Source organism: Citreimonas salinaria, from assembly GCF_900107235.1.
Lineage (GTDB): Bacteria > Pseudomonadota > Alphaproteobacteria > Rhodobacterales > Rhodobacteraceae > Citreimonas > Citreimonas salinaria.
The window spans coordinates 148,004-168,099 of the sequence record NZ_FNPF01000003.1; the positions used below are offsets into that span (position 1 = coordinate 148,004).

General features: G+C 68.5%; 21 protein-coding genes and 1 tRNA gene. 8 read left to right on the top strand and 14 right to left on the bottom strand.

Features of this window, described 5'->3' with window-relative positions; genetic code table 11:
- Positions 1 to 4: 4 nt before the first annotated feature.
- Genes prfA through speB form a run of 3 tightly spaced genes read right to left on the bottom strand, consistent with a single transcriptional unit; the run spans position 5 to position 2,579 of the window.
- The gene (gene prfA / locus BLW27_RS04990) at positions 5 to 1,054 is read right to left on the bottom strand and encodes a peptide chain release factor 1 (RefSeq protein WP_089880178.1); all 1,050 of its coding nucleotides are present in this window, start codon (positions 1,052 to 1,054) and stop codon (positions 5 to 7) included.
- A gap of 31 nt (positions 1,055 to 1,085) precedes the next feature.
- Positions 1,086 to 1,565 (bottom strand): DUF1499 domain-containing protein, encoded by a 480-nt coding sequence (locus BLW27_RS04995; RefSeq protein WP_245710776.1) that lies wholly within the window; start codon positions 1,563 to 1,565, stop codon positions 1,086 to 1,088.
- A gap of 54 nt (positions 1,566 to 1,619) precedes the next feature.
- Positions 1,620 to 2,579, bottom strand: coding sequence for an agmatinase (speB, locus tag BLW27_RS05000; protein ID WP_089880181.1), 960 nt, complete (start codon positions 2,577 to 2,579; stop codon positions 1,620 to 1,622).
- Between the two features lie 124 nt (positions 2,580 to 2,703).
- Here speB and mazG point away from each other — a divergent pair, with 124 nt between their 5' ends.
- Positions 2,704 to 3,525: a nucleoside triphosphate pyrophosphohydrolase gene (gene mazG, locus BLW27_RS05005; protein ID WP_089880184.1), complete on the top strand. Its 822-nt coding sequence runs from the start codon at positions 2,704 to 2,706 to the stop codon at positions 3,523 to 3,525.
- A gap of 236 nt (positions 3,526 to 3,761) precedes the next feature.
- Here the strand turns inward: mazG and BLW27_RS05010 are convergent, their stop codons facing one another.
- The 3 genes from BLW27_RS05010 to fabD form a co-directional block, all read right to left on the bottom strand.
- Complete coding sequence (locus tag BLW27_RS05010) at positions 3,762 to 3,995, bottom strand: acyl carrier protein (RefSeq protein ID WP_089880186.1); 234 nt, start codon at positions 3,993 to 3,995, stop codon at positions 3,762 to 3,764.
- Between the two features lie 203 nt (positions 3,996 to 4,198).
- Complete coding sequence (gene fabG / locus BLW27_RS05015) at positions 4,199 to 4,936, bottom strand: 3-oxoacyl-ACP reductase FabG (RefSeq protein WP_089880189.1); 738 nt, start codon at positions 4,934 to 4,936, stop codon at positions 4,199 to 4,201.
- A gap of 22 nt (positions 4,937 to 4,958) precedes the next feature.
- Complete coding sequence (gene fabD, locus BLW27_RS05020) at positions 4,959 to 5,900, bottom strand: ACP S-malonyltransferase (RefSeq protein WP_089880192.1); 942 nt, start codon at positions 5,898 to 5,900, stop codon at positions 4,959 to 4,961.
- A 235-nt stretch (positions 5,901 to 6,135) separates the two neighbouring features.
- On the opposite strand from fabD, the gene rpsF reads away from it, so the two are divergent.
- Genes rpsF through rplI form a run of 3 tightly spaced genes read left to right on the top strand, consistent with a single transcriptional unit; the run spans position 6,136 to position 7,377 of the window.
- The gene (rpsF, locus tag BLW27_RS05025; RefSeq protein WP_089880767.1) at positions 6,136 to 6,492 is read left to right on the top strand and encodes a 30S ribosomal protein S6; all 357 of its coding nucleotides are present in this window, start codon (positions 6,136 to 6,138) and stop codon (positions 6,490 to 6,492) included.
- A gap of 20 nt (positions 6,493 to 6,512) precedes the next feature.
- Positions 6,513 to 6,740, top strand: coding sequence for a 30S ribosomal protein S18 (rpsR, locus tag BLW27_RS05030; protein ID WP_089880194.1), 228 nt, complete (start codon positions 6,513 to 6,515; stop codon positions 6,738 to 6,740).
- Positions 6,741 to 6,750: 10 nt separating this feature from the next.
- Positions 6,751 to 7,377 (top strand): 50S ribosomal protein L9, encoded by a 627-nt coding sequence (gene rplI / locus BLW27_RS05035; RefSeq protein WP_089880197.1) that lies wholly within the window; start codon positions 6,751 to 6,753, stop codon positions 7,375 to 7,377.
- Positions 7,378 to 7,872: 495 nt separating this feature from the next.
- Here the strand turns inward: rplI and tig are convergent, their stop codons facing one another.
- Both tig and BLW27_RS05045 read right to left on the bottom strand, forming a co-directional pair.
- Entirely contained in the window at positions 7,873 to 9,204 is a 1,332-nt protein-coding gene (gene tig / locus BLW27_RS05040) for a trigger factor (RefSeq protein WP_089880200.1), read from the bottom strand.
- A 158-nt stretch (positions 9,205 to 9,362) separates the two neighbouring features.
- Positions 9,363 to 9,447: transfer RNA gene (locus BLW27_RS05045), tRNA-Leu, on the bottom strand.
- A 248-nt stretch (positions 9,448 to 9,695) separates the two neighbouring features.
- On the opposite strand from BLW27_RS05045, the gene BLW27_RS05050 reads away from it, so the two are divergent.
- The gene (locus tag BLW27_RS05050; protein ID WP_218141085.1) at positions 9,696 to 10,262 is read left to right on the top strand and encodes a Hint domain-containing protein; all 567 of its coding nucleotides are present in this window, start codon (positions 9,696 to 9,698) and stop codon (positions 10,260 to 10,262) included.
- Here BLW27_RS05050 and BLW27_RS05055 read toward each other — a convergent pair.
- Positions 10,198 to 11,757 (bottom strand): NAD(P)H-hydrate dehydratase, encoded by a 1,560-nt coding sequence (locus tag BLW27_RS05055; RefSeq protein ID WP_089880206.1) that lies wholly within the window; start codon positions 11,755 to 11,757, stop codon positions 10,198 to 10,200. The genes BLW27_RS05050 and BLW27_RS05055 overlap by 65 nt on opposite strands.
- Before the next feature lie 171 nt (positions 11,758 to 11,928).
- On the opposite strand from BLW27_RS05055, the gene BLW27_RS05060 reads away from it, so the two are divergent.
- The 3 genes from BLW27_RS05060 to BLW27_RS05070 all read left to right on the top strand — a co-directional run bounded on the left by BLW27_RS05060 (position 11,929) and on the right by BLW27_RS05070 (position 14,756).
- Entirely contained in the window at positions 11,929 to 12,267 is a 339-nt protein-coding gene (locus tag BLW27_RS05060; RefSeq protein ID WP_089880209.1) for a P-II family nitrogen regulator, read from the top strand.
- A gap of 51 nt (positions 12,268 to 12,318) precedes the next feature.
- The gene (gene glnA, locus BLW27_RS05065) at positions 12,319 to 13,725 is read left to right on the top strand and encodes a type I glutamate--ammonia ligase (protein ID WP_089880212.1); all 1,407 of its coding nucleotides are present in this window, start codon (positions 12,319 to 12,321) and stop codon (positions 13,723 to 13,725) included.
- 281 nt (positions 13,726 to 14,006) lie between these two features.
- A complete protein-coding gene (locus tag BLW27_RS05070) occupies positions 14,007 to 14,756 on the top strand; it encodes a hypothetical protein (RefSeq protein WP_089880215.1) in 750 nt (249 codons plus the stop codon).
- Positions 14,757 to 14,826: 70 nt separating this feature from the next.
- Here BLW27_RS05070 and BLW27_RS05075 read toward each other — a convergent pair whose 3' ends face one another.
- The 5 genes from BLW27_RS05075 to BLW27_RS05095 all read right to left on the bottom strand — a co-directional run bounded on the left by BLW27_RS05075 (position 14,827) and on the right by BLW27_RS05095 (position 20,092).
- The gene (locus BLW27_RS05075; protein ID WP_089880218.1) at positions 14,827 to 15,615 is read right to left on the bottom strand and encodes a heme-dependent oxidative N-demethylase family protein; all 789 of its coding nucleotides are present in this window, start codon (positions 15,613 to 15,615) and stop codon (positions 14,827 to 14,829) included.
- Between the two features lie 112 nt (positions 15,616 to 15,727).
- Positions 15,728 to 16,324 (bottom strand): biotin transporter BioY, encoded by a 597-nt coding sequence (locus tag BLW27_RS05080; RefSeq protein WP_089880221.1) that lies wholly within the window; start codon positions 16,322 to 16,324, stop codon positions 15,728 to 15,730.
- A gap of 164 nt (positions 16,325 to 16,488) precedes the next feature.
- Positions 16,489 to 17,922: an NAD(P)(+) transhydrogenase (Re/Si-specific) subunit beta gene (locus BLW27_RS05085; RefSeq protein ID WP_089880224.1), complete on the bottom strand. Its 1,434-nt coding sequence runs from the start codon at positions 17,920 to 17,922 to the stop codon at positions 16,489 to 16,491.
- A gap of 15 nt (positions 17,923 to 17,937) precedes the next feature.
- Positions 17,938 to 19,512: a Re/Si-specific NAD(P)(+) transhydrogenase subunit alpha gene (locus BLW27_RS05090; protein ID WP_089880227.1), complete on the bottom strand. Its 1,575-nt coding sequence runs from the start codon at positions 19,510 to 19,512 to the stop codon at positions 17,938 to 17,940.
- 130 nt (positions 19,513 to 19,642) lie between these two features.
- A complete protein-coding gene (locus BLW27_RS05095) occupies positions 19,643 to 20,092 on the bottom strand; it encodes a methyltransferase family protein (protein ID WP_177177823.1) in 450 nt (149 codons plus the stop codon).
- Positions 20,093 to 20,096: the final 4 nt, after the last annotated feature.

The following is a 20,096-nucleotide window of genomic DNA, read 5'->3' on the forward strand; positions in this document are numbered from 1 at the left end:
CGCCTCAGTCCTGCATCTCGGCCAGTTGCGCCGCCTGGTGTTCCGAGATCAGCGCGTCGATCACCTCGTCCAGATCGCCCCCGATGATCTGGTCGAGCCGGTAGAGCGTCAGCCCGATCCGGTGATCCGTCAGGCGCCCCTGCGGGAAGTTGTAGGTGCGGATGCGTTCCGAGCGGTCCCCGGTCCCCACCTGCGCCTTGCGCGCATCGGCGCGTTCCGTGGCGGCGCGCTGCCGCTCGGCGTCGAACAGCCGCGCGCGCAGCACCTGCATGGCGATCTCGCGATTGCGGTGCTGCGACTTCTCGGAGCTGGTGACGACGATCCCGCTGGGAATGTGGGTGATCCGGACTGCGGAATCGGTCGTGTTCACGTGCTGCCCGCCCGCGCCGGAACTGCGCATCGTATCGATCCGCAGGTCGTTCGGGTCGATCGAGATGTCGACCTCGGCCGCCTCGGGCAGGACCGCGACCGTCGCGGCCGAGGTGTGAATGCGCCCGCCGCTCTCGGTCTCGGGCACGCGCTGCACCCGGTGCACGCCGGACTCGAACTTCAGCCGGGCGAACACGCCGTCGCCGGCGATGCGCACCACCAGCTCGCGCAGCCCCCCCAGCTCGGAATGCACCTCTTCGACCACGTCCCAGACCCAGCCCTTCGCCTCGGCGTAGCGCTGGTACATGCGGGCGAGGTCACCCGCGAACAGCGCCGCCTCCTCGCCGCCGGTGCCGGGACGGATCTCCAGCATCGCGGGCCGCGCATCGGCCGCGTCGCGCGGCAGCAGCGCCAGCTGCACCGCGTGCTCGACCTCGGGCAGGCGCGCGCGCAGCGCGGGCAGCTCGTCCTCGGCCAGTTCGCGCATCTCGGGGTCGGACAGCATCGCCTCGGCCTCGGCGATGTCCGCCTGCAGGCGCTCCCACTCGGCGATCCGGTCGACCACCGGGCGCAGCTCGGCATATTCGCGGCCAAGCGTCGCGATGTCGCCACCACCCTGCGACATGCGCGCCTCGACGTATTCGAGCCGTTCGCGGATCTGCTGAAGTCGGTCCTGCGGGATCATGGCGCGTGGATGGCCCGGCGGCGCGAGGCGGTCAACCCTGCTCTGCCTGGTCGCGCAGCTGGTTCAGCCAGCCCTGCACCCGGGTCCGATTCACGTCCATGTCGCTTCTGCCGAAGCGCGAGCGCGCGTACAGCTCGACCTGGCCGTCGCCGCGCTGGATCGTGGTGTAGTCGGGGAATCCCATCCACTTGCTGCGGGTGACGTAGGTGGCGCGCTCCTGGTCCGGGCCGCCGGCCAGCAGTTCGGTGCGGGGCGTTGTCAGGATGATGTCGTGCAGCGCCCGAAAGGTCACCTCGCCGCCCGGGATGCGGCGTCGGACGCCGTTCGCCAGATCCTGGTCGGCGGTCACCTGAGGGTCCACGTTCCACGTGTCCGGGTCCGACGGCGCGAGCCGGATCCACGCCAGGCCGCCGATGATCACGATAACGATGATGTAGAAGATCATGCGCAAGACAGGGTCCACCGGGTTCAGGGGCAAGAGCCGCGACCGCGTCGCGACCATCGTCGGCATGGCACGAAACGCGCGTCTTTGGAAGCCCCGGCACGGCGCCGGGCGCCGCCCCGCTCAGCGGCGCGTCCAGCTCCACAGGCACAGCTGCTCGGTCATCACGTGCGCCGCGGCGGTCGCGGTGACGCCCGCGTGGTCATAGGGTGGAGAGACCTCGACCACGTCCCCGCCCTTCAGGTCGATCCCCGCGAGGCCACGCAGGATCGCCGCCGCCTGATGGCTGGCCAGCCCGCCCCAGACCGGCGTGCCGGTGCCCGGCGCGAAGGCCGGGTCCAGCGCGTCGATGTCGAAGGTCAGGTAACACGGCGCGTCGCCCACCACCGCGCGGGCCTGCGCCGCGGTCTCGGCGAGGGTCTGCGCGTGGACCCGCGGCGCGTCGATGATGTGGAACCCCAGCGTGTCCGGGTTGTCCGTGCGGATGCCGATCTGGACCGAGCGCGTCGGGTCGACGATGCCTTCCTTCACGGCCGTGTACATGAACGTGCCGTGATCGACGCGCGCCGGGTCGTCGTCGACCCAGGTGTCGGTATGCGCGTCGAACTGGATCACCGACAGGGGCCCGTGCTTCGCCGCGTGCGCCCGCAGGCAGCCCAGCGTCACGGAATGGTCGCCGCCGATGGCGAAGCAGGCCGCGCCGGCGTCGAGGATGCCGCCCACATGCGCCTCGATCTGCGCGGGCACCTTCGACGGCATCGCGTAGTCGAAGGCCATGTCCCCGTGATCGGCGATGGCGAACTCGCTCAGCACGTCGTAGCCCCAGCCGTAGGGCGCGTCGCAGGGCTGCAGCAGCGACGCCTCGCGCACCGCGCGGGGGCCAAGCCGGGCGCCGGGCCGGTTGGTCACCGCCTGGTCGAAGGGCAGGCCCGTCACCGCGACGTCGACCCCGCGCAGGTCCTTGGTGTAGCGGCGGCGCAGGAAGGACGGCGCGCCGGCAAAGACGTTCTCGAAGGACGGCCCCTTCAGGTCGTCGCGGGTAAAGGCGTGGTCGATCTGTGTCTTCGCGTCTTCAAGCGCCATGGCGGGCCTCCGGAATTGTCGCGCCCGTGGTAGGCGGCGCCACGGCCCAGGTCCAGAGGCCGCGCGCTGGACTCCGCGGCCCCGGTGGCCCATCCCTTGGCGCGCGAGACGAGCAGAGGCCCGAATGACCGATCCGAAATCAGACGACCTGATCCACGACCCCGACGGCGGCCTGCCCCGGCTGCTCGAGATCATGCGGCGCCTGCGCGACCCCGAAACCGGCTGCCCGTGGGACCTGGAACAGGATTTCGCCTCCATCGCCCCCTACACGATCGAGGAAGCCTACGAGGTCGCCGACGCGATCGAACGCGAGGCCTGGGACGAGCTGCGCAGAGAGCTGGGCGACCTGCTGTTCCAGTCGGTGTTCCACGCGCAGATGGCCTCGGAACGCGGGCTTTTCGACTTCCACGACGTGGCCAACACCATGGCCGACAAGATGGTCGCGCGGCACCCCCACGTCTTCGGCGACGAGTCGCGCGACAAGTCCGCCGAGCAGCAGACCGCCGACTGGGAGGCGATCAAGGCCGCCGAGCGCGCGGACAAGGCCCAGAAGGGCGTGCTCGACGGCGTGGCACATGGCCTGCCGGCGCTGATGCGCGCGGTCAAGCTGCAGAAACGCGCCGCGCGCGTGGGGTTCGACTGGCCCGAGACGGACCAGGTGATCGACAAGATCGTGGAAGAGGCGCAGGAGCTGCGCGAGGCCACCGACCCCGATCACCGCGAAGAGGAGTTCGGCGACCTGCTGTTCGTGATGGCGAACCTCGCCCGGCACCTCGACATCGACCCCGAGGCCGCGTTGCGCCGCGCCAATGCCAAGTTCACGCGCCGCTTCGGCGCGATCGAGGCCGCGCTGGCCCGGCAGGGCCGCCGCCCCGAGGACAGCGACCACGCCGAGATGGACGCGCTGTGGGACGCGGCGAAGATGCGGGAAAAGGCCGAAGGCTGAGCCCGACGGCCGGCCCTGCGACCGCAAACACGCCCCCGCCCGTCTCCCCGCCGGCAACCGTCCGGAAGTATCCCGCGGGTGCGGCGCCAAGCCCCCCGTCCTCCCGCCGTGCGGGCCCGGTCCCGCGTCCCGGCCGGGCCCGCGCGGGCGGCATCGCGGCGGCTCGGGTCTCCGCCAAACGAAAACGGCGCGCCCGAAGGGGCGCGCCGCTTGAAAACCGGTCTTCGGAAAGGCGCTTACTGCGCTTCCTTGATGAACTTGACCGCGTCGCCGACCGTCTGGATGGTCTCTGCCGCGTCGTCGGGGATCTCGATGCCGAACTCTTCCTCGAAGGCCATGACCAGCTCGACGGTGTCGAGGCTGTCCGCGCCCAGGTCGTCGATGAAGGATGCACCCTCGGTGACCTTCTCTTCTTCGACGTTCAGGTGCTCGACCACAATCTTCTTAACGCGATCCGCGATGTCGCTCATGTCTCTTCCTCGCTCGTTGGGTCATTCGGACCCGGTTTTCCTCGCCTCGCCCGGGCGGGATATCTAGCCCTTGCGGGCGGCTTCGTTCCCGTCCGACGGGAGCGGCACGGAACGGTATCCCGTTCCGGCCGGAAAGCTGCGGCGCCTATAGCACAGGCGACGGGGATGGCAAACGCTTTCCCGCCCGCGCCTTGCGCCGTCGATTACAGCATCGCCATACCGCCGTTCACATGCAAGGTGGTGCCTGTGACATAGGCGGCTTCCGCGCTTGCGAGGTACAGGACCGCCGCCGCGATCTCTTCGGGGCGGCCCATCCGGCCGGACGGAATCTGCCCCAGGATCTGCGCCTTCTGGTCGTCCGTCAGCTTGTCGGTCATCGCCGTCTCGATGAAGCCGGGCGCCACCGCGTTCACGGTGATCCCGCGCCCCGCCACCTCGTAGGCCAGCGACTTGGACATGCCGATCACGCCGGCCTTGGCGGCGGCGTAGTTGCCCTGCCCCGGGTTGCCCGTGGCGCCGACGACCGAGCTGATGTTCACGATGCGGCCCCAGCGCGCCTTCATCATGCCGCGCAGCACGCCCTTCGACAGCCGGTAGGTCGCGGTCAAGTTAACCTCGAGCACGCTGGACCACTCGTCCTCGGACATGCGCATGAACAGGTTGTCGCGGGTGATGCCGGCGTTGTTGATCAGGATGTCGACGCCGCCCATCGCCTCGGCCGCCTGCTTGGGCAGCGCGTTGACCGCCTCGGCGTCCGATAGGTTGCAGGGCAGCACGTGCGCGCGGGCACCCAGTGTCTCGGCCAGTTCCTGCAGCGGCGCCTCGCGCGTGCCCGAAAGGGCCACCGTCGCGCCCGCGCCGTGCAGCACCGTGGCGATCGCGCCGCCGATGCCACCCGAGGCGCCGGTGATCAGCGCCGTCTTTCCCGTCAGATCGAACATCCCTGCTCTCCTCCTTGTGCGTTCAGCCAGCCAGCGCTTCTGCGGCGGCCCTGACCTCGTCGGCGGTGCCGATGGTGCGCGTCGCCGCAGTCTTCTCGATCCGGCGGACCATGCCCGACAAGGCCTTTCCGGCGCCGATCTCCCAGAACTCGGTCACGCCCTGCCCGGCCATCCACGTCACGGATTCGCGCCAGCGCACGGCGCTGCACACCTGCTCGACAAGCAGGTCGCGGATGCGCGCGGGGTGCGACACGGCCTCGGCGGTGACGTTGGCCACCACCGGCACGCGCGGCGCGCGGATTTCGACCGCGCCCAGGGCCTCGGCCATCGCGTCGGCGGCGGGCGCCATCAGCGCGCAATGGAACGGCGCGCTCACCGGAAGCATCAGCGCGCGCTTGGCGCCCGCGCCCTTGGCCGCCTCGACCGCGCGTTCCACCGCCGCCGCGTCGCCCGAGATCACCACCTGCGCGGGATCGTTGTCGTTGGCCGCCTCGCAGACGTCGCCCTGCGCCGCGTCGGCGGCAAGCTTGCGCACCGCGTCCAGGTCCAGCCCCAGGATCGCCGCCATGGCGCCCTCGCCCGGCGCGACCGCGTCCTGCATCGCGGTGCCGCGCAGCCGCAGCAGGCGCGCGGCATCCGCAACCGTGAAGGCGCCCGCCGCCGTCAGCGCGGAATACTCGCCCAGCGAATGCCCCGCCACGAAGGCCGCCGCGTCCACCGTCAGACCCTCGGCTTCGAGCGCGCGCAAGGCCGCGATCGACGTCGCCATCAGCGCCGGCTGCGCGTTGCGGGTCAGCGTCAGCTGGTCGATCTCGCCGTCCCAGATCAGTGCGGACAGCTTCTCGCCCAGGGCCTCGTCGACCTCGTCGAAGACCGCGCGCGCGGCGGGGTACGCCTGCGCCAGGTCGCGGCCCATGCCGATCGTCTGCGCCCCCTGCCCGGGAAAGAGGAATGCAAGGCTCATGACGCCTCCCTGTCGTGGCTTACGTTGACCCAAGGGCTTACAATCGCCCGCGCAGGGGTGCAATGACCCCGCGCGCCCCGACGCGGCCGGCGCAGCGCTTGCATCGCGCCGCGATCCGCACTATGCCCGCGCAACCTTCCGCGACAATCTTTCAATCGCGCAGCCTCTCGTGGATCCGGGGCGGAAGGGCTGGCCCGGACCCTATGAAATGCGCCTGAACATGAACGGAGTGCACATGCCGCTTTACGAGCATGTCTTCATCTCGCGTCAGGATCTGTCCAACGCGCAGGCCGAAGGTCTCATCGAACATTTCGGAACCGTCCTCGCCGACAACGGCGGCAAGCTCGTCGACAGCGAGTACTGGGGCGTCAAGACGATGGCCTACAAGATCAACAAGAACCGCAAGGGCCACTACGCCTTCCTGCGCACCGACGCCCCGTCGGACGCCGTGCAGGAGATGGAGCGCCTGATGCGCCTGCACGACGACGTCATGCGCGTCATGACCATCAAGGTCGACGAGCACGAGGAAGGCCCGTCCATCCAGATGCAGAAACGCGACGAGCGCGACGACCGCCGCCGCGAACGCCGCTGAGCGCAGAGGAGAGCAAAACCATGGGTGCAAAACCGTTTTTCCGCCGCCGCAAGGTCTGCCCGTTCTCGGGCGACAACGCGCCGAAGATCGACTACAAGGACACCAAGCTGCTTCAGCGCTACGTGTCCGAGCGCGGCAAGATCGTGCCGTCGCGCATCACCGCCGTCTCGTCGAAGAAGCAGCGCGAGCTGTCCCGCGCGATCAAGCGCGCGCGCTTCCTCGCCCTTCTGCCCTACGCCGTGAAGTAAGGAGCGTCCCATGCAAGTCATTCTTCTGGAACGCGTGGCCAAGCTGGGCCAGATGGGCGACGTCGTCGACGTCAAGCCCGGCTTCGCGCGCAACTACCTGCTGCTTCAGGGCAAGGCCCTGACCGCGTCGCAGGCCAACATCGACAAGTTCGAAGGCCAGAAAGCCGATCTCGAGGCGCATAACCTCGAGACCCGCAAAGAGGCCGAGGCGATGAGCGAAAAGCTCGACGGCGAGACCTTCGTCGTGATTCGCCAGGCGTCCGACGGCGGCAACCTCTACGGCTCGGTCACCACCCGTGACGCGGCCAACGTCGCGTCCGAGGCCGGCTTCAAGGTCGACCGCAAGCAGGTCATCATCCGCGAGCCGATCAAGGTCCTGGGCCTGCACGAGGTCGAGATCCACCTGCACCCCGAAGTGGTTGCGGTGATCCAGCTGAACGTCGCCCGCTCGCCCGAAGAGGCCGAGATCCAGGCCTCCGGCAAGTCCATCCAGGACGCCGCGGCCGAGGAAGAGGCACAGGCCGAGTTCGAGGTCAGCCAGCTGTTCGACGACATCGGCGGCGCCGCCAACGATGAAGACGAAGACGACCGCGACTCGGGCCTCGTCGAGACCCCCGAGAACCGCTCGAACGACTGAACGACCCAAGCACGGCGCCCACCCGGCACCGAGCACCGGTAACACGAACGCCGCGCGGATCCCGCGCGGCGTTTTTCGTCGTGCGCCCTCGTTTCCCGTGGCGCCGGCTCCTGCGACCATGTCGCGAACCCGGATCCTCCAGAAGCTCTGAAGCTCTGAAGCTCTGAAGCAGGCTGGATCGCGGGCATCACCGGGTGCAAGCGTCGTTCGAGCCCGGCCGCCGCGAAAAGCCGCATCACCTCTTGGACCGGCCGTTGACCCCTCCTCCTGACCCGAATGACGGGACGTCCGCGCATCCGAGACGCCGCCCGACATGCGGCCGGTGCCCGCTTCCGAAGGCGCGAATTCCTAGCAGAAGGTTAATGCGTCTCTGTAACCCCTTGATTTCACATTGTCGCCTGAGTGTCCCACCGTGGGACACCTCGAAACGAAAACGGCGCCGCCCGGAAGGACGACGCCGCTGATCTCGTACCGGGGGCGTGAGGCCCGCCCGGATTATTCCTCGTCGAGCGCCTCGACCGCCTTCTGAAGGTCCTCCTTCGAGACCTCCTTCTCGGTCACGTCCGCCTGCTCGGCAATGTGGTCGATCACCTTGTCCTCGAAGATCGGCGCGCGCATCTGCTGCTGCATCTGCTGGTTCTGGCGCACGAAGTCGAAGAACTGGCGCTCCTGACCCGGGTACTGGCGCGCCTGCGCCATGATCGCCTGGGTCATCTCGGCATCGGTCACCTGGATCTCGGCCTTCTGGCCGATATCCGCCAGCAGCAGGCCCAGGCGCACGCGGCGCTCGGCCAGCTTGCGGTGCTCGTCCGTGGGCGTGATCTCGGGGTGATCGTGGCCCTTCACGTCGGGGTTTTCCTCGTGCCACAGCTGGTGCGCGATCTGGTTCGCCTCGGCGTCGACCAAGCTCGGCGGCAGCTCGAAGCTGACCATCTCGTCGAGCTTGTCCAGCATGTTGCGCTTCATCACCGCGCGCGACGCGCCGGCATACTCGGCCTCCAGCCGCTCGCGGATCTGGCCCTTCAGCGCCTCGAGATCCTCGGCGCCGAACTTCTTGGCCATCTCGTCGTCGACCTCGGCCGCGACGGGCTTCTTCACCGCCTTGACGGTCACGTCGAAGATCGCGTCCTTGCCAGCCAGGTTCTCGGCGCCGTATTCCTCGGGGAACTTGACCTCGACGGCCTTCTCCTCGCCGGCCTTCACGCCGACCAGTTGCTCCTCGAAGCCGGGGATGAAGCTGTTGGAACCCAGCGTCAGCGGGTAATCCTCGGCCGAGCCGCCCTCGAACGCCTCGCCGTCGAGCTTGCCGACGAAGTCGATCACGACCTGGTCACCGTTCTCGGCCGCCTCGCCCTCGGGCTTGTCCTCGAAGTTCTGCGCGGTTTCGGCCAGCGATTTCAGCGCCTCGTCTACGGAGTCTTCGTCCGCCTTGGCCACCAGCTTCTCGACCGAGATCTGCGTGAAGTCGACCTCGGGCACGTCGGGCAGCGCCTCGTAGGTCATCTCGACCTGGATGTCGTCGCCTTCCTTCCAGTCGTCGTTGGTCATCTTGACCTCGGGCTGGGCGGCGGGACGGTCGCCCGTCTTCTCGAAATGCTCGTTCATCGCGCCGTCGATGGTTTCCTGCATCGACTCGCCCAGCAGACGCTGACCGAACTGCTTGCGAAGAAGCGCCATCGGCACCTTGCCCTTGCGAAAGCCCTTCATCTCGATCTCGGGCTGGGCCTCGGCAAGCTTCTCGTTGACCTTCGCGTCAAGCTCGTCGGCGGTGACGGTGATCGCGTAGCCGCGCTTGAGCCCGTCATTCAGCGTCTCGGTGACCTGCATGTGTTCCTCATAGTCCAGGGGCACGGAGGCCCGCGTTCGAATGTTTCGCGGACTTCTAGGCATTGCGGTCAAGGCGTGCAAGGCGGATTCGGGCCGCACGGTCCACGACGGTCGCGTCCTCCCGCGACAGGGCGATGCCAGCCCCTCCGGGGGCGCGATGGTGCGGGTGAAGGGACTTGAACCCCCACGCCTTGCGGCGCCAGAACCTAAATCTGGTGCGTCTACCAATTCCGCCACACCCGCATTGCGCCGAAGCGCGCCCGATTGCTACGCCAAGAGGCGCGCGGTCGCAAGCCGGGCAGACCACCGACGACGACAAGGCACCTTGTCGCGGCGGCTGCGCCGCGCCCGGAGCGGCCTTCGGCCCGGTCGGCAAAATCCCGCAATAGAAGACAAAGGTGTCTTGTGTTACACTTATGGGTGAGTCACGTGGATCTCGCGACCATCGGTTTCCGTAACGTCATCTTTCACGGCGCGAGCGGGGGGCCATAGTGAACGGGTTGGTGGACATGGCGTGGACGTTTTCATGGCTCGGCGCGCGGCGCAGGCGCGATCCCTTCGCGCCCGTTCATGCCGAGGCCTTCGGTTTGCCGTCGGACGTCGAGATCGCCACGCGGGACGGCATCCTGCCGATCTGGTCGCTGTCCGCCGGCGACCGCATCATAACGCGCACGGGCTGGGCACCGCTGCGCGCCATCCGCATGACCCACGGCACGGTGCAGGCGGTGACGGTGCCGCCCGCGACGCTGGGCAGCGACGCTCCCGATCACGCGGTGACGCTGCCGGCGGGCCAGCCACTGCTGCTGCGCGGCGAGCCGGCGCTTCGGCTGACCGGGCGCGACCACGCCGTCGTCCCGGCGGCGCGACTGGCGCGCGCGATGGGACTGGCGCCGCCCTGCGCGGTGCGGATGACGGTCTTGCTGCTGGGCTTCGACACGCCGCAGATCCTGTACGCCAGCGGTTTGGAACTCGCGGCCCCCGACACCGCCACCCTCAGGGCGCTGCCGCTAGATCCCGGAGACACGCAGGCAGGGCCTCGGGAAGGTCTTCCGAGATAAGGCCGGGGCCAAAGCGGCGCGCGGCCTCGACATGCAGCCAGGCGGCGATGCGGGCCGCGTCGAACGCCTCCATCCCCTGCGCCAGCAGGCCGGTGACAAAGCCGGCCAGCACGTCGCCCGTGCCCGCGGTGGCCAGCCACGGCGCCGCGCGGTCGTAATGCGCGGAATTGACGGTGCAGCGCCCGTCGGGTGCCGCGATGACCGTGTCCGGACCCTTCAGCAGGATCGTGCATCCCGCGTGCTTCGCCGCCTCGCGCACGGCATCTATCTTCGAAAAGGCAGGCCCGTGGTCGGGCGTCGCGGCCAGCCGCTCGGCGATGTCGGGGAAGACGCGCCCGAACTCGCCCGCATGGGGCGTCAGCACCGCGTTCTCGTGCAGCAGCCCGAACAGCGCACCGGGATCGCCCGCGAAGGCCGTCAGCGCGTCGGCGTCCAGCACTGTCGCGCGGCCCGCCTTCAGCGCCACCGGCACCAGGTCGCGCGCGCCCTGCCCCAGCCCAGGGCCCAGGCACAGCGCGTTCAGCCGCGAATCCTCGAGCAGGCGCGCCAGCCCGTCCGCACCGTTCGCGCGCTTGATCATCACCGCGTCCAGCCGCGCCGCGTGTTCGGGCACCGCCGCATCCTCGCAGCAGACCGAGACGAGGCCCGCGCCGATCCGCAGCGCCCCGCGCGCCGCCAGCCGCGCCGCACCGCCCGTGCCCGGCGGGCCGGACAGGACGATCGCGTGGCCGTGGGCGTACTTGTGCGCGCCTTCGCCCTTGTCGAAGGCCTCCGGCCGTTCGTTCAGCGTGACCGGCGAATCTTCCGCCGCGATGTCCGCCCGCGGCGGCAACCCGATGGGCGCGACCTGGATCGCGCCGCAGGCATCGGGGCCGTCGGCTAGCCGGTGGCCCTGCTTCTCGGCATGGAAGCTCACCGTCAGGTCGGCGCGGACCGGAGGCTCGGCCGGCGCGCCCTCGCGGTGCAGCACCCGGCCCGAATCCGAGCAAAGGCCGCTGGGCACGTCCACCGCCACGACCTTCGGCCGCCCGCCGCCGCGCTGCGCGGCCGCCCGGAACGCCTCGAACCCGTCCACCGGCCGCGTCAGTCCCGTGCCAAAGAGCGCGTCCAGAATCAGGTCCTGGGGTCCCAGCGGCCCGGCCTCGCGGGCAAAGGCGGTGTCTTCGTACGGCGTGACCGCGCCGTCCCACCGGTCGTGGTTCGCCCGCGCATCCGGCGGCAGCCTGTCCGCGTCGCCCGCCAGGAACAGCGCCACTGTCCAGCCCCGCCCGCGCAGCAGCCGCGCCACGACGAAGCCGTCGCCGCCGTTGTTGCCCGGCCCGCACAGCACCAGCGCGCGATGCGGCGCGGCGGCCATCCCCGGCCAGCGCGCCAGAATCGCCGCCAGGACACACTCGCCCGCGCTCTCCATCAACTGCGCGCCGGTCACGGAACCGGCCTTTATCGCGGCATTCTCGATCGCGCGCATCCGCGCGGCGGTCAGCAGGTCGGCCATGCGATCTCCCGTCGTTTCAACTCTGCCGCCTTTTTGTGCGACATGCCCTAAGTTTAGCCGGACGCCTCATTTGTCCGCATTCCGGCGCAACGGCTGCATCCTATCCGATTGTGGCCCGAAACCGGAAATGATCTGCACGGGACGCAACGACCGACAGGAGGCAGGCGCGCCATGAAGAAGATCGAAGCGATCATCAAGCCGTTCAAGCTCGACGAGGTGAAGGAAGCCCTGCAGGAAGCGGGCATCCAGGGCCTCAGCGTGGTCGAGGTCAAGGGCTTCGGGCGCCAGAAGGGTCACACCGAACTGTATCGCGGCGCCGAATACGTCGTCGATTTCCTGCCCAAGGTGAAGATCGAGGTGGTGCTGGACGACGACCAGGTCGACGCAGCCATCGAGGCCATCGTGGACGCCGCCAAGACCGACAAGATCGGCGACGGCAAGATATTCGTGTCGCCGGTCGAGCAGGCGATCCGCATCCGCACCGGCGAAAGCGGCTCGGACGCGCTGTGACGCGCAACCGCCGCGCCTGATAGAGATAAAGACAGAAAGGAAGACAAGGGAATGAGCAAGGACGCAGTTCTCAAGACCATCAAGGACGAGGACGTCGCCTATGTCGACATCCGCTTCACCGACCCGCGCGGCAAGCTGCAGCACGTGACGGTCGTGGCGGATCTGGTCGACGAGGATTTCCTCGACGAGGGATTCATGTTCGACGGCTCGTCGATCGCCGGCTGGAAGAGCATCGAGGCCTCGGACATGAAGCTCATGCCCGACACCGAAAGCGCCTATATCGACCCGTTCTACGCCGAGAAGACGCTGTGCCTGCACTGCACCGTAGTCGAGCCCGACACCGGCGAGCCCTACAACCGCGACCCGCGCGGCACCGCCCTGCTGGCCGAGGCCTACCTGAAGTCGTCCGGCATCGGCGACGTGTCCTACTGGGGCCCCGAGGCCGAGTTCTTCCTGTTCGACGACGTGCGTTTCTCGAACAAGATCAATAAGGTGTCCTACGAGGTCGACGCGCTGGACGCGTCCTGGAACACCGACACCGAGTACGAGATGGGCAACACCGGCCACCGTCCGGGCGTCAAGGGCGGCTACTTCCCCGTCAACCCGATCGACGACGGCATGGACATCCGTTCGGAAATGCTCTCGACCATGAAGCGCATGGGCATGAAGGTCGACAAGCACCACCACGAGGTGGCGTCGTGCCAGCACGAGCTTGGCCTGATCTTCGGCACGCTGACCAAGCAGGCCGACGAGATCCAGAAGTACAAGTACGTCATCCACAACGTCGCGCAAGCCTACGGCAAGTCGGCGACGTTCATGCCCAAGCCGATCTACGGCGACAACGGCACCGGCATGCACTGCAACATGTCGATCTGGAAGGACGGCAAGCCGCTCTTCGCCGGTGACAAGTATGCCGACCTGTCGGACGAGGCGCTGTGGTTCATCGGCGGCATCCTCAAGCATGCCAAGGCGTTGAACGCCTTCACCAACCCGTCGACCAACAGCTACAAGCGTCTGATCCCGGGCTTCGAGGCCCCCGTTCTGCGCGCCTATTCGGCCCGCAACCGCTCGGGCTGCGTGCGCATCCCGTGGACCGAAAGCCCGAAGGCCAAGCGCGTCGAGGCCCGCTTCCCCGACCCGTCGGCGAACCCCTACCTGTGCTTCGCGGCGCTGCTGATGGCCGGCCTCGATGGTATCAAGAACAAGATCCATCCGGGCGACGCGATGGACAAGAACCTCTACGACCTGCCCGCCGAAGAGCTGGAAGGCATCCCCACCGTCTGCGGCAGCCTGCGCGAGGCGATGACCGAGCTTGAGGCCGATCACGAGTTCCTGCTGGCCGGCGACGTGTTCACCCGCGACCAGATCGACGGCTACATCGCGCTGAAGATGGAAGAGATCGAGCTTTACGAACACACGCCGCACCCGGTCGAGTTCGGCATGTACTACAGCTGCTGATCGCGCTCGGATCGGCATCACGCGGGCGCCCTTCGGGGCGCCCGTCTTCGTTTCGGGGCGCAGGGTCCGACGGTCCTTTCGCGGCGCGTCCCCGCGCCGCGAAATGCGCTTGTGCGAAACGGTCACCGCAACCTGCGGGGGATTGGCCACGCCCCGTGCGATTGCGGCGGCAGGGCCTTCGGCAATCCGGCAAATGGGCGCGCTTCGGTCCAAATTCGTCCTCAATTGAAGGCGATGAGGCAGGCGAGCCCGCAGCCGACCCCGACGCGCCGAGGATCGCCATGACCGCCAGCAGAACGCTTTACGCCGCCATCGCTATTCCCGATGCGGGCGGGCTGTGGCTGAAGACCGGCCTCGACGCCGCGGCGACGGCCCTGGCGCTGCACGACCCGCGCGACGGCGCGCCGCTGCGCCACCCGCGCAAGCCCGCGGTCCACGGCGGCGCTTTGTCGCTGCGCGTCACGTCGCAGGAAGGCGGCGCTCGCGGCCACCGCCTGCTGTTCGAGATCTTCGGCCCCGACGCCACGCCGGTTGGCCGGGAACCGGCCACGCCACGCGATCGCGTCGCCGTGGCGGTGCTGGCCGACGTCGTGGCGACGACGCTGCGCCTTTCGGGCGCGCCGGACGTCGAATGGGCGGCGCCGCGCGCCACGATCGGGCGGGACGAATTCCTGTCCCTGCACGATTACGTCTCGCCGCGCCGGGCGCGCCGGACGGCGCGTGCCGCGCTGCGCACGGGCGGGGCGGCGCTTCACGCCGAAAGCAGCCTCAGGCGCGCCTTCGCGCGCTGGCGCCCCCGCCGAGGCGATGCACCTTCACCGCACGAGGCGCGTCTCGGCGCGGCCGGCTGGGCGCTGACGGCGTTGCTGGCGACCGTGTCTCTGCCGGTGGCGGCACTGATCTCGGTCGTGGGCCTGACCCGGGGCATGAATTTCCGCATGACCGCCCATGCCCTGGTGGTGACGCTGCTGGTGATGGCGCTGCTGGACGACTGGCCCGGATTCGTCCATGCGGCGACGCTTCTGAACTAGGCCGGGTTCGGGTGTCCCGCGATGGGACACGAATTCGCCCCAATGAAATCAATGCCTTGCCCAGACGGATTTACCCTTCATTCACCAATGCACCCGCGTTCCGGTCGCGCAGCGCCAGCGCCACGTCCCGCGCCATCACGCAGGTGTGGATCGAGAACACGACCGCGCCGCTGCGCGGCAAGCGCAGGATGGCCTGCCGTTCGGTGCGCAGGTACGCGCCCGAGCGTGTGTCCTTGTCGGCGGGACGCGGGGCGCCTTCGCGGCGCGCCTGGAACAGGGCCGGATCGTCGTACCACAGCAGGTTCGACCGCCAGAGCGGCCGACCGTCGCGCACCCCGTCGAACAGCCGTTGCACCCGCGCGGCGATACCGTCGTCGTAGGACGGCACCGGCACGTGAATCGCGGTCAGCGGGCGGTCGGCCTTCTCGGCCAGGCGCCATCCCGCGGGGAAGCACAGGACCGCCGCCTTCAGCACGTGCTCGGCCGCGCCGTCGGGCTTGACCAGCAGGCACAGGTCCTCCTGCACCAGCCGCCCCAGCGTGGCCAGCGGGTCGGTGCGGTCCAGAGTCACGCGCACGCCGTCGGGACGCACCGCGATCCCGTCGCCGACCACGTACCCGTCCGGCAGCGCCGCGATCACCGTGTCCAGCAGTTCGTCCAGCATCGCCGCGGTTCCCGGCGCCTGCCAGATCACCGCGTCGCGGGCCTGCGCGATCAGGCGCTCGCGCTCGGCCATCTGTCCGGCATGCGCATCGGTGACCGCCAGCCAATCGGCCGGGTCCAGCGGCGCCACGCCCGGCAGGCGCGGGCGCGGGAAGGGATCGTGCGGCAATGCCCGGTTCAGGATCGGCTGGCTCATGCCGGCATCGTGGGCGCGGATGCGGCGATGATCAAGCACCCCCAGCGCGCTGAAACGAAAACGGCGCCGGAGTGACCTCCGACGCCGTCCGTTGCAGTTCGGTCCGGCCGGCTCAGCCGCGGGTGCGGCCCAGCAGCGCCCAGAGTGACGGCAGCAGGAAGGCCGCCAGCGCCAGCTTCAGCGCGTCGCCGAGAAGGAAGTTGCCCATGCCCCACTGGAACACCCAGGCCGCGCCCTTGGATTCGACGAAAAGGTAGGCCATCCACGGCAGGCCGATCGCGTAGATCACCGCGTTGCCCAGCATCAGCGCGCCCACCATCGAGAACACGCCCCGGTCCCAGCCGCGCCGTGCCAGCGCGCCCATCAGCGCCGCCGCTGCGACGTAGCCGACGAGGTAGCCGCCCGTCGGGCCGGCGATGTAGGCAAGGCCCGCATTCTCGCCCGCGAAGACCGCGACGCCCGCGGCGCCGAGGGCGACGTAGCCCAGCAGCGTGATCAGGCTCAGCCGCAGCCCGTAGGCGGCGCCGATCGTCAGCACCGCGAAGGTGCCCATGGTGATCGGCACCGGCCACAGCGGCACGCGGATCTTCGCCGCCGCGGTCAGGACGGCGATCCCGACGATTACCAGAAGCGCCTGTTTCGCCAGCGCCGCGCGGCCGCTTTCGGCCCAGAGTTCGGCCAGCACCGGCCGGCGTGTCGCAAGGTTCATGTCGTCACCCTTGTCCCTGTCATGTTCCGGATTCCGTTCTGCCCGATGCGCCCGCGCGGCACAAGCACCGTCGCGCCGCAGCGCGGCACATGCCCCCGAAAACGCGAACCGCCCCCCGGCGCGGTGTCCGGGGGGCGGTTCAGGTGGTGCGATGGTGCAGAGGCCTAGTTCAGCCGGGTCAGCAGTTCCTCGAGGCTCTTCTTGGCGTCGCCGAAGAACATCCGCGTGTTGTCCTTGAAGAACAGTGGGTTCTCGATCCCGGAATAGCCGGTGCCCTTGCCGCGCTTGGACACGAAGACCTGCTTGGCCTTCCAGACCTCCAGCACCGGCATCCCGGCGATGGGCGAGTTCGGGTCGTCCTGCGCCGAGGGGTTCACGATGTCGTTCGAGCCGATGACGATCACCACGTCGGTGTCGGGGAAGTCGTCGTTGATCTCCTCCATTTCCAGCACGATGTCGTAGGGCACCTTGGCCTCGGCCAGCAGCACGTTCATGTGCCCCGGCAGACGGCCGGCGACGGGGTGGATGGCGAAGCGGACGGTCTTGCCCTTCTCGCGCAGCCGGCGGGTCAGCTCGGCCACGTTGCCCTGCGCCTGCGCCACTGCCATGCCGTAGCCCGGCACGATGACCACGCTGTCGGCCTCGTCCAGCGCGCTCGCCACGCCGTCGGCGTCTATCGAGACCTGCTCGCCCTCGACTGCCGCGGCCTCGCCGGTGGTGCCGCCCCAGCCGCCAAGGATCACGCTGACGAAGGACCGGTTCATGCCCTTGCACATGATGTAGGACAGGATCGCACCCGAGCTGCCCACCAGCGCGCCGACCACGATCAGCAGGTCGTTGCCGAGGCTGAAGCCGATCGCCGCCGCCGCCCAGCCGGAATAGCTGTTCAGCATCGACACCACGACCGGCATGTCGGCGCCGCCGATGCCCATGATCAGGTGGTAGCCGATGAAGAAGGCCAGCAGCGCCATGACGAACAGCGTCCAGCTGCCCGCGCCGCCGAGATACAGCACCAGCATCAGCGCCGAGCCGATCACCGCCGCGAGGTTCAGCATGTGACCGCCGGGAAGCTGCTTGGCGCCCGTGTCGACCTTACCGGCCAGCTTGCCGTAGGCGATGATCGAGCCGGTGAAGGTGATCGCACCGATGAAGATGCCCAAGGACAGCTCGACCATCAGGATGCCGATCTCGACCGGGGTCTTCTTGGCCACCAGCATGGCGAAGTCGCCGCTGATCGCCTCGCCGGTCATCTTGGCCTCGCCGACCATGTTGATGGTGAAATCGGCATTGAAGCCGACGAAGACCGCCGCAAGACCGACGAGGCTGTGCATCGCCGCGACCAGTTCGGGCATCTGCGTCATCTGCACCCGGTTGGCCAGCTGCCAGCCAACCGCGCCGCCAAGCCCGATCAGCACGACCGAGACGACCCACAGCCCGGAGCCGGGGCCGATCAACGTCGCCACCACCGCCAGCGCCATGCCGACGATGCCGTACCAGATGGCGCGTTTCGCGCTTTCCTGCCCGCTGAGCCCGCCGAGCGACAGGATGAAGAGCACTGCCGCGACCACGTAGGCCGCCGTCGTGAATCCGTATTCCATGATCCTGTCTCCGCCTTACGATTTCTGGAACATGGCGAGCATGCGCCGGGTGACGAGGAAGCCGCCGAAGATGTTGATCCCGGCCATGAAGACCGAGATCGCGGCCAGCAGGATCACCAGGAACGAGGACGACCCGATCTGGATCAGTGCGCCCAGGATGATGATCGACGAGATTGCGTTGGTCACGGCCATCAGCGGCGTGTGCAGCGAGTGGCTGACACCCCAGATGACGTTGAAGCCCACGAAGATCGACAGCACGAAGACGATGAAGTGCTGCATGAAGCTGGCCGGCGCGATCAGCCCCAGCGCGAGGATCAGCACCGCGCCCACGGTCAGCAGCGTGACCTGGCTCTTGGTCTGCGCCTTGAAGGCGGCGACCTCCTCGGCGCGCTTCTCCTCGGGGGTCTTTTCCTTGACCTTCGGCTTCGGCTTCTGCGCCGCGATCGCCTTCACCTTGGGCGGCGGCGGCGGGAACGTGACCTCCTTGGCGTGCGCGATGGTCGCGCCCCGGATCACGTCGTCTTCCATGTTGTGGTTGGTCTGACCGTCCTTCTCGGGGGTCAGGTCGGTCATCAGGTGACGGATGTTGGTCGCGTAGAGCGTCGAGCTCTGCGTCGCCATCCGGCTGGGGAAGTCGGTGTAGCCGATGATCGTGACGCCGTTGTCGGTGACGATCTTCTCGTCCATCACGGTCAGCTTGCAGTTGCCGCCCTTCTCCGCCGCGAGGTCGACGATGACCGAGCCGGGCTTCATGGCCTTGACCATGTCCTCGGTCCACAGCTCGGGCGCCTCGCGGTTGGGGATCAGCGCCGTGGTGATGACGATGTCAATGTCGGGCGCAAGCTCGCGGAACTTGGCCAGCTGCGCCTCGCGGAACTCGGGGCTGGAAGGCTTGGCGTAGCCGCCGGATTCCGCGCCGTCCTCGGCCGCTTCCTCGAAATCGAGATAGACGAATTCGGCGCCCATGGACTCGACCTGCTCGGCCACTTCGGGGCGCACGTCGAAGGCGTAGGTGACCGCGCCCAGCGACGTCGACGTGCCGATCGCGGCAAGACCCGCGACGCCCGCGCCGACCACCAGAACGCGCGCCGGGGGAACCTTGCCGGCGGCGGTGATCTGGCCGGTGAAGAAGCGGCCGAAGTTGTTGCCGGCCTCGATCACCGCGCGGTAGCCGGCGATGTTGGCCATCGACGACAGCGCGTCCATCTTCTGCGCGCGGCTGATGCGCGGCACCATGTCCATCGCGATGACCGACGCGCCGCTGTCTGCGGCCTGCTTCATCAGCTCTTCGTTCTGGGCGGGCCAGAAGAACGAGATCAGCAGCTTGCCCTCGGTCAGCTTCTTCACCTCGGTCTCGCGCGGGGGGCGGACCTTGGCGATGATGTCCGCGTTCTTCCACAGCGTGTCGGCCGTCTTGACGACGGTGACGCCGGCCTCTTCGTAGGCGCTGTCGGCGAAACCGGCGGCATCGCCCGCTCCGGACTGGATCATGCACTCGTAGCCCAGCTTCTGCAGGGCGCGGGCTGAATCGGGCGTCATGGCAACGCGCGCTTCTCCCTTTTCGACTTCCTTCGGTGTCCCGATCTTCACGTCTCGAGTCCCCCTCGTTCATGACTGAGACGCATCCCGCGCTGCGGAATGCGGTCGGCAATTCGTTCGGCTTGGCGGCCCGAAGGGCCGGCCAAAATCTTGCGGTCATAGAGCATAGCGTGGTCCGGAGTTAAAGCCATCTCCGGGTTTCTTGCGCGTATCGGGCAAAATCGGCACGAAACTTGCGCTTCAACCGATCCTCTTCGGGAAGGATGAAGCGTTGCTGGATGATCCACATGAAGACCGGCACCAGCGGCAGCGCAAGCACCGCGTCCCAGAACAGGATCAACCCCAGCAGGATCATCGAATCGCCCAGGTAGATCGGGTTGCGCGTGCGCGCGAAGATGCCCGTCGTCACCAGCCGGTCGGCCTCGCGGTGGGGGATGATCGTGGTGCGCGCGCGCCGCATCTCGGTCGCCGCAAGCACGAGCAGAAGGATGCCGCCGCCCACCAGCAGGCCGCCCAGGAGGTCGGCCCAGACCGGGCCGAAATCCAGCCCCAGGGACGCATGGCGCGCCTGCAGCCAGGCGAGCACCAGGAACAGGCCCAGCCAGACCGGCGGAAGATCGATCCATTTCACCACG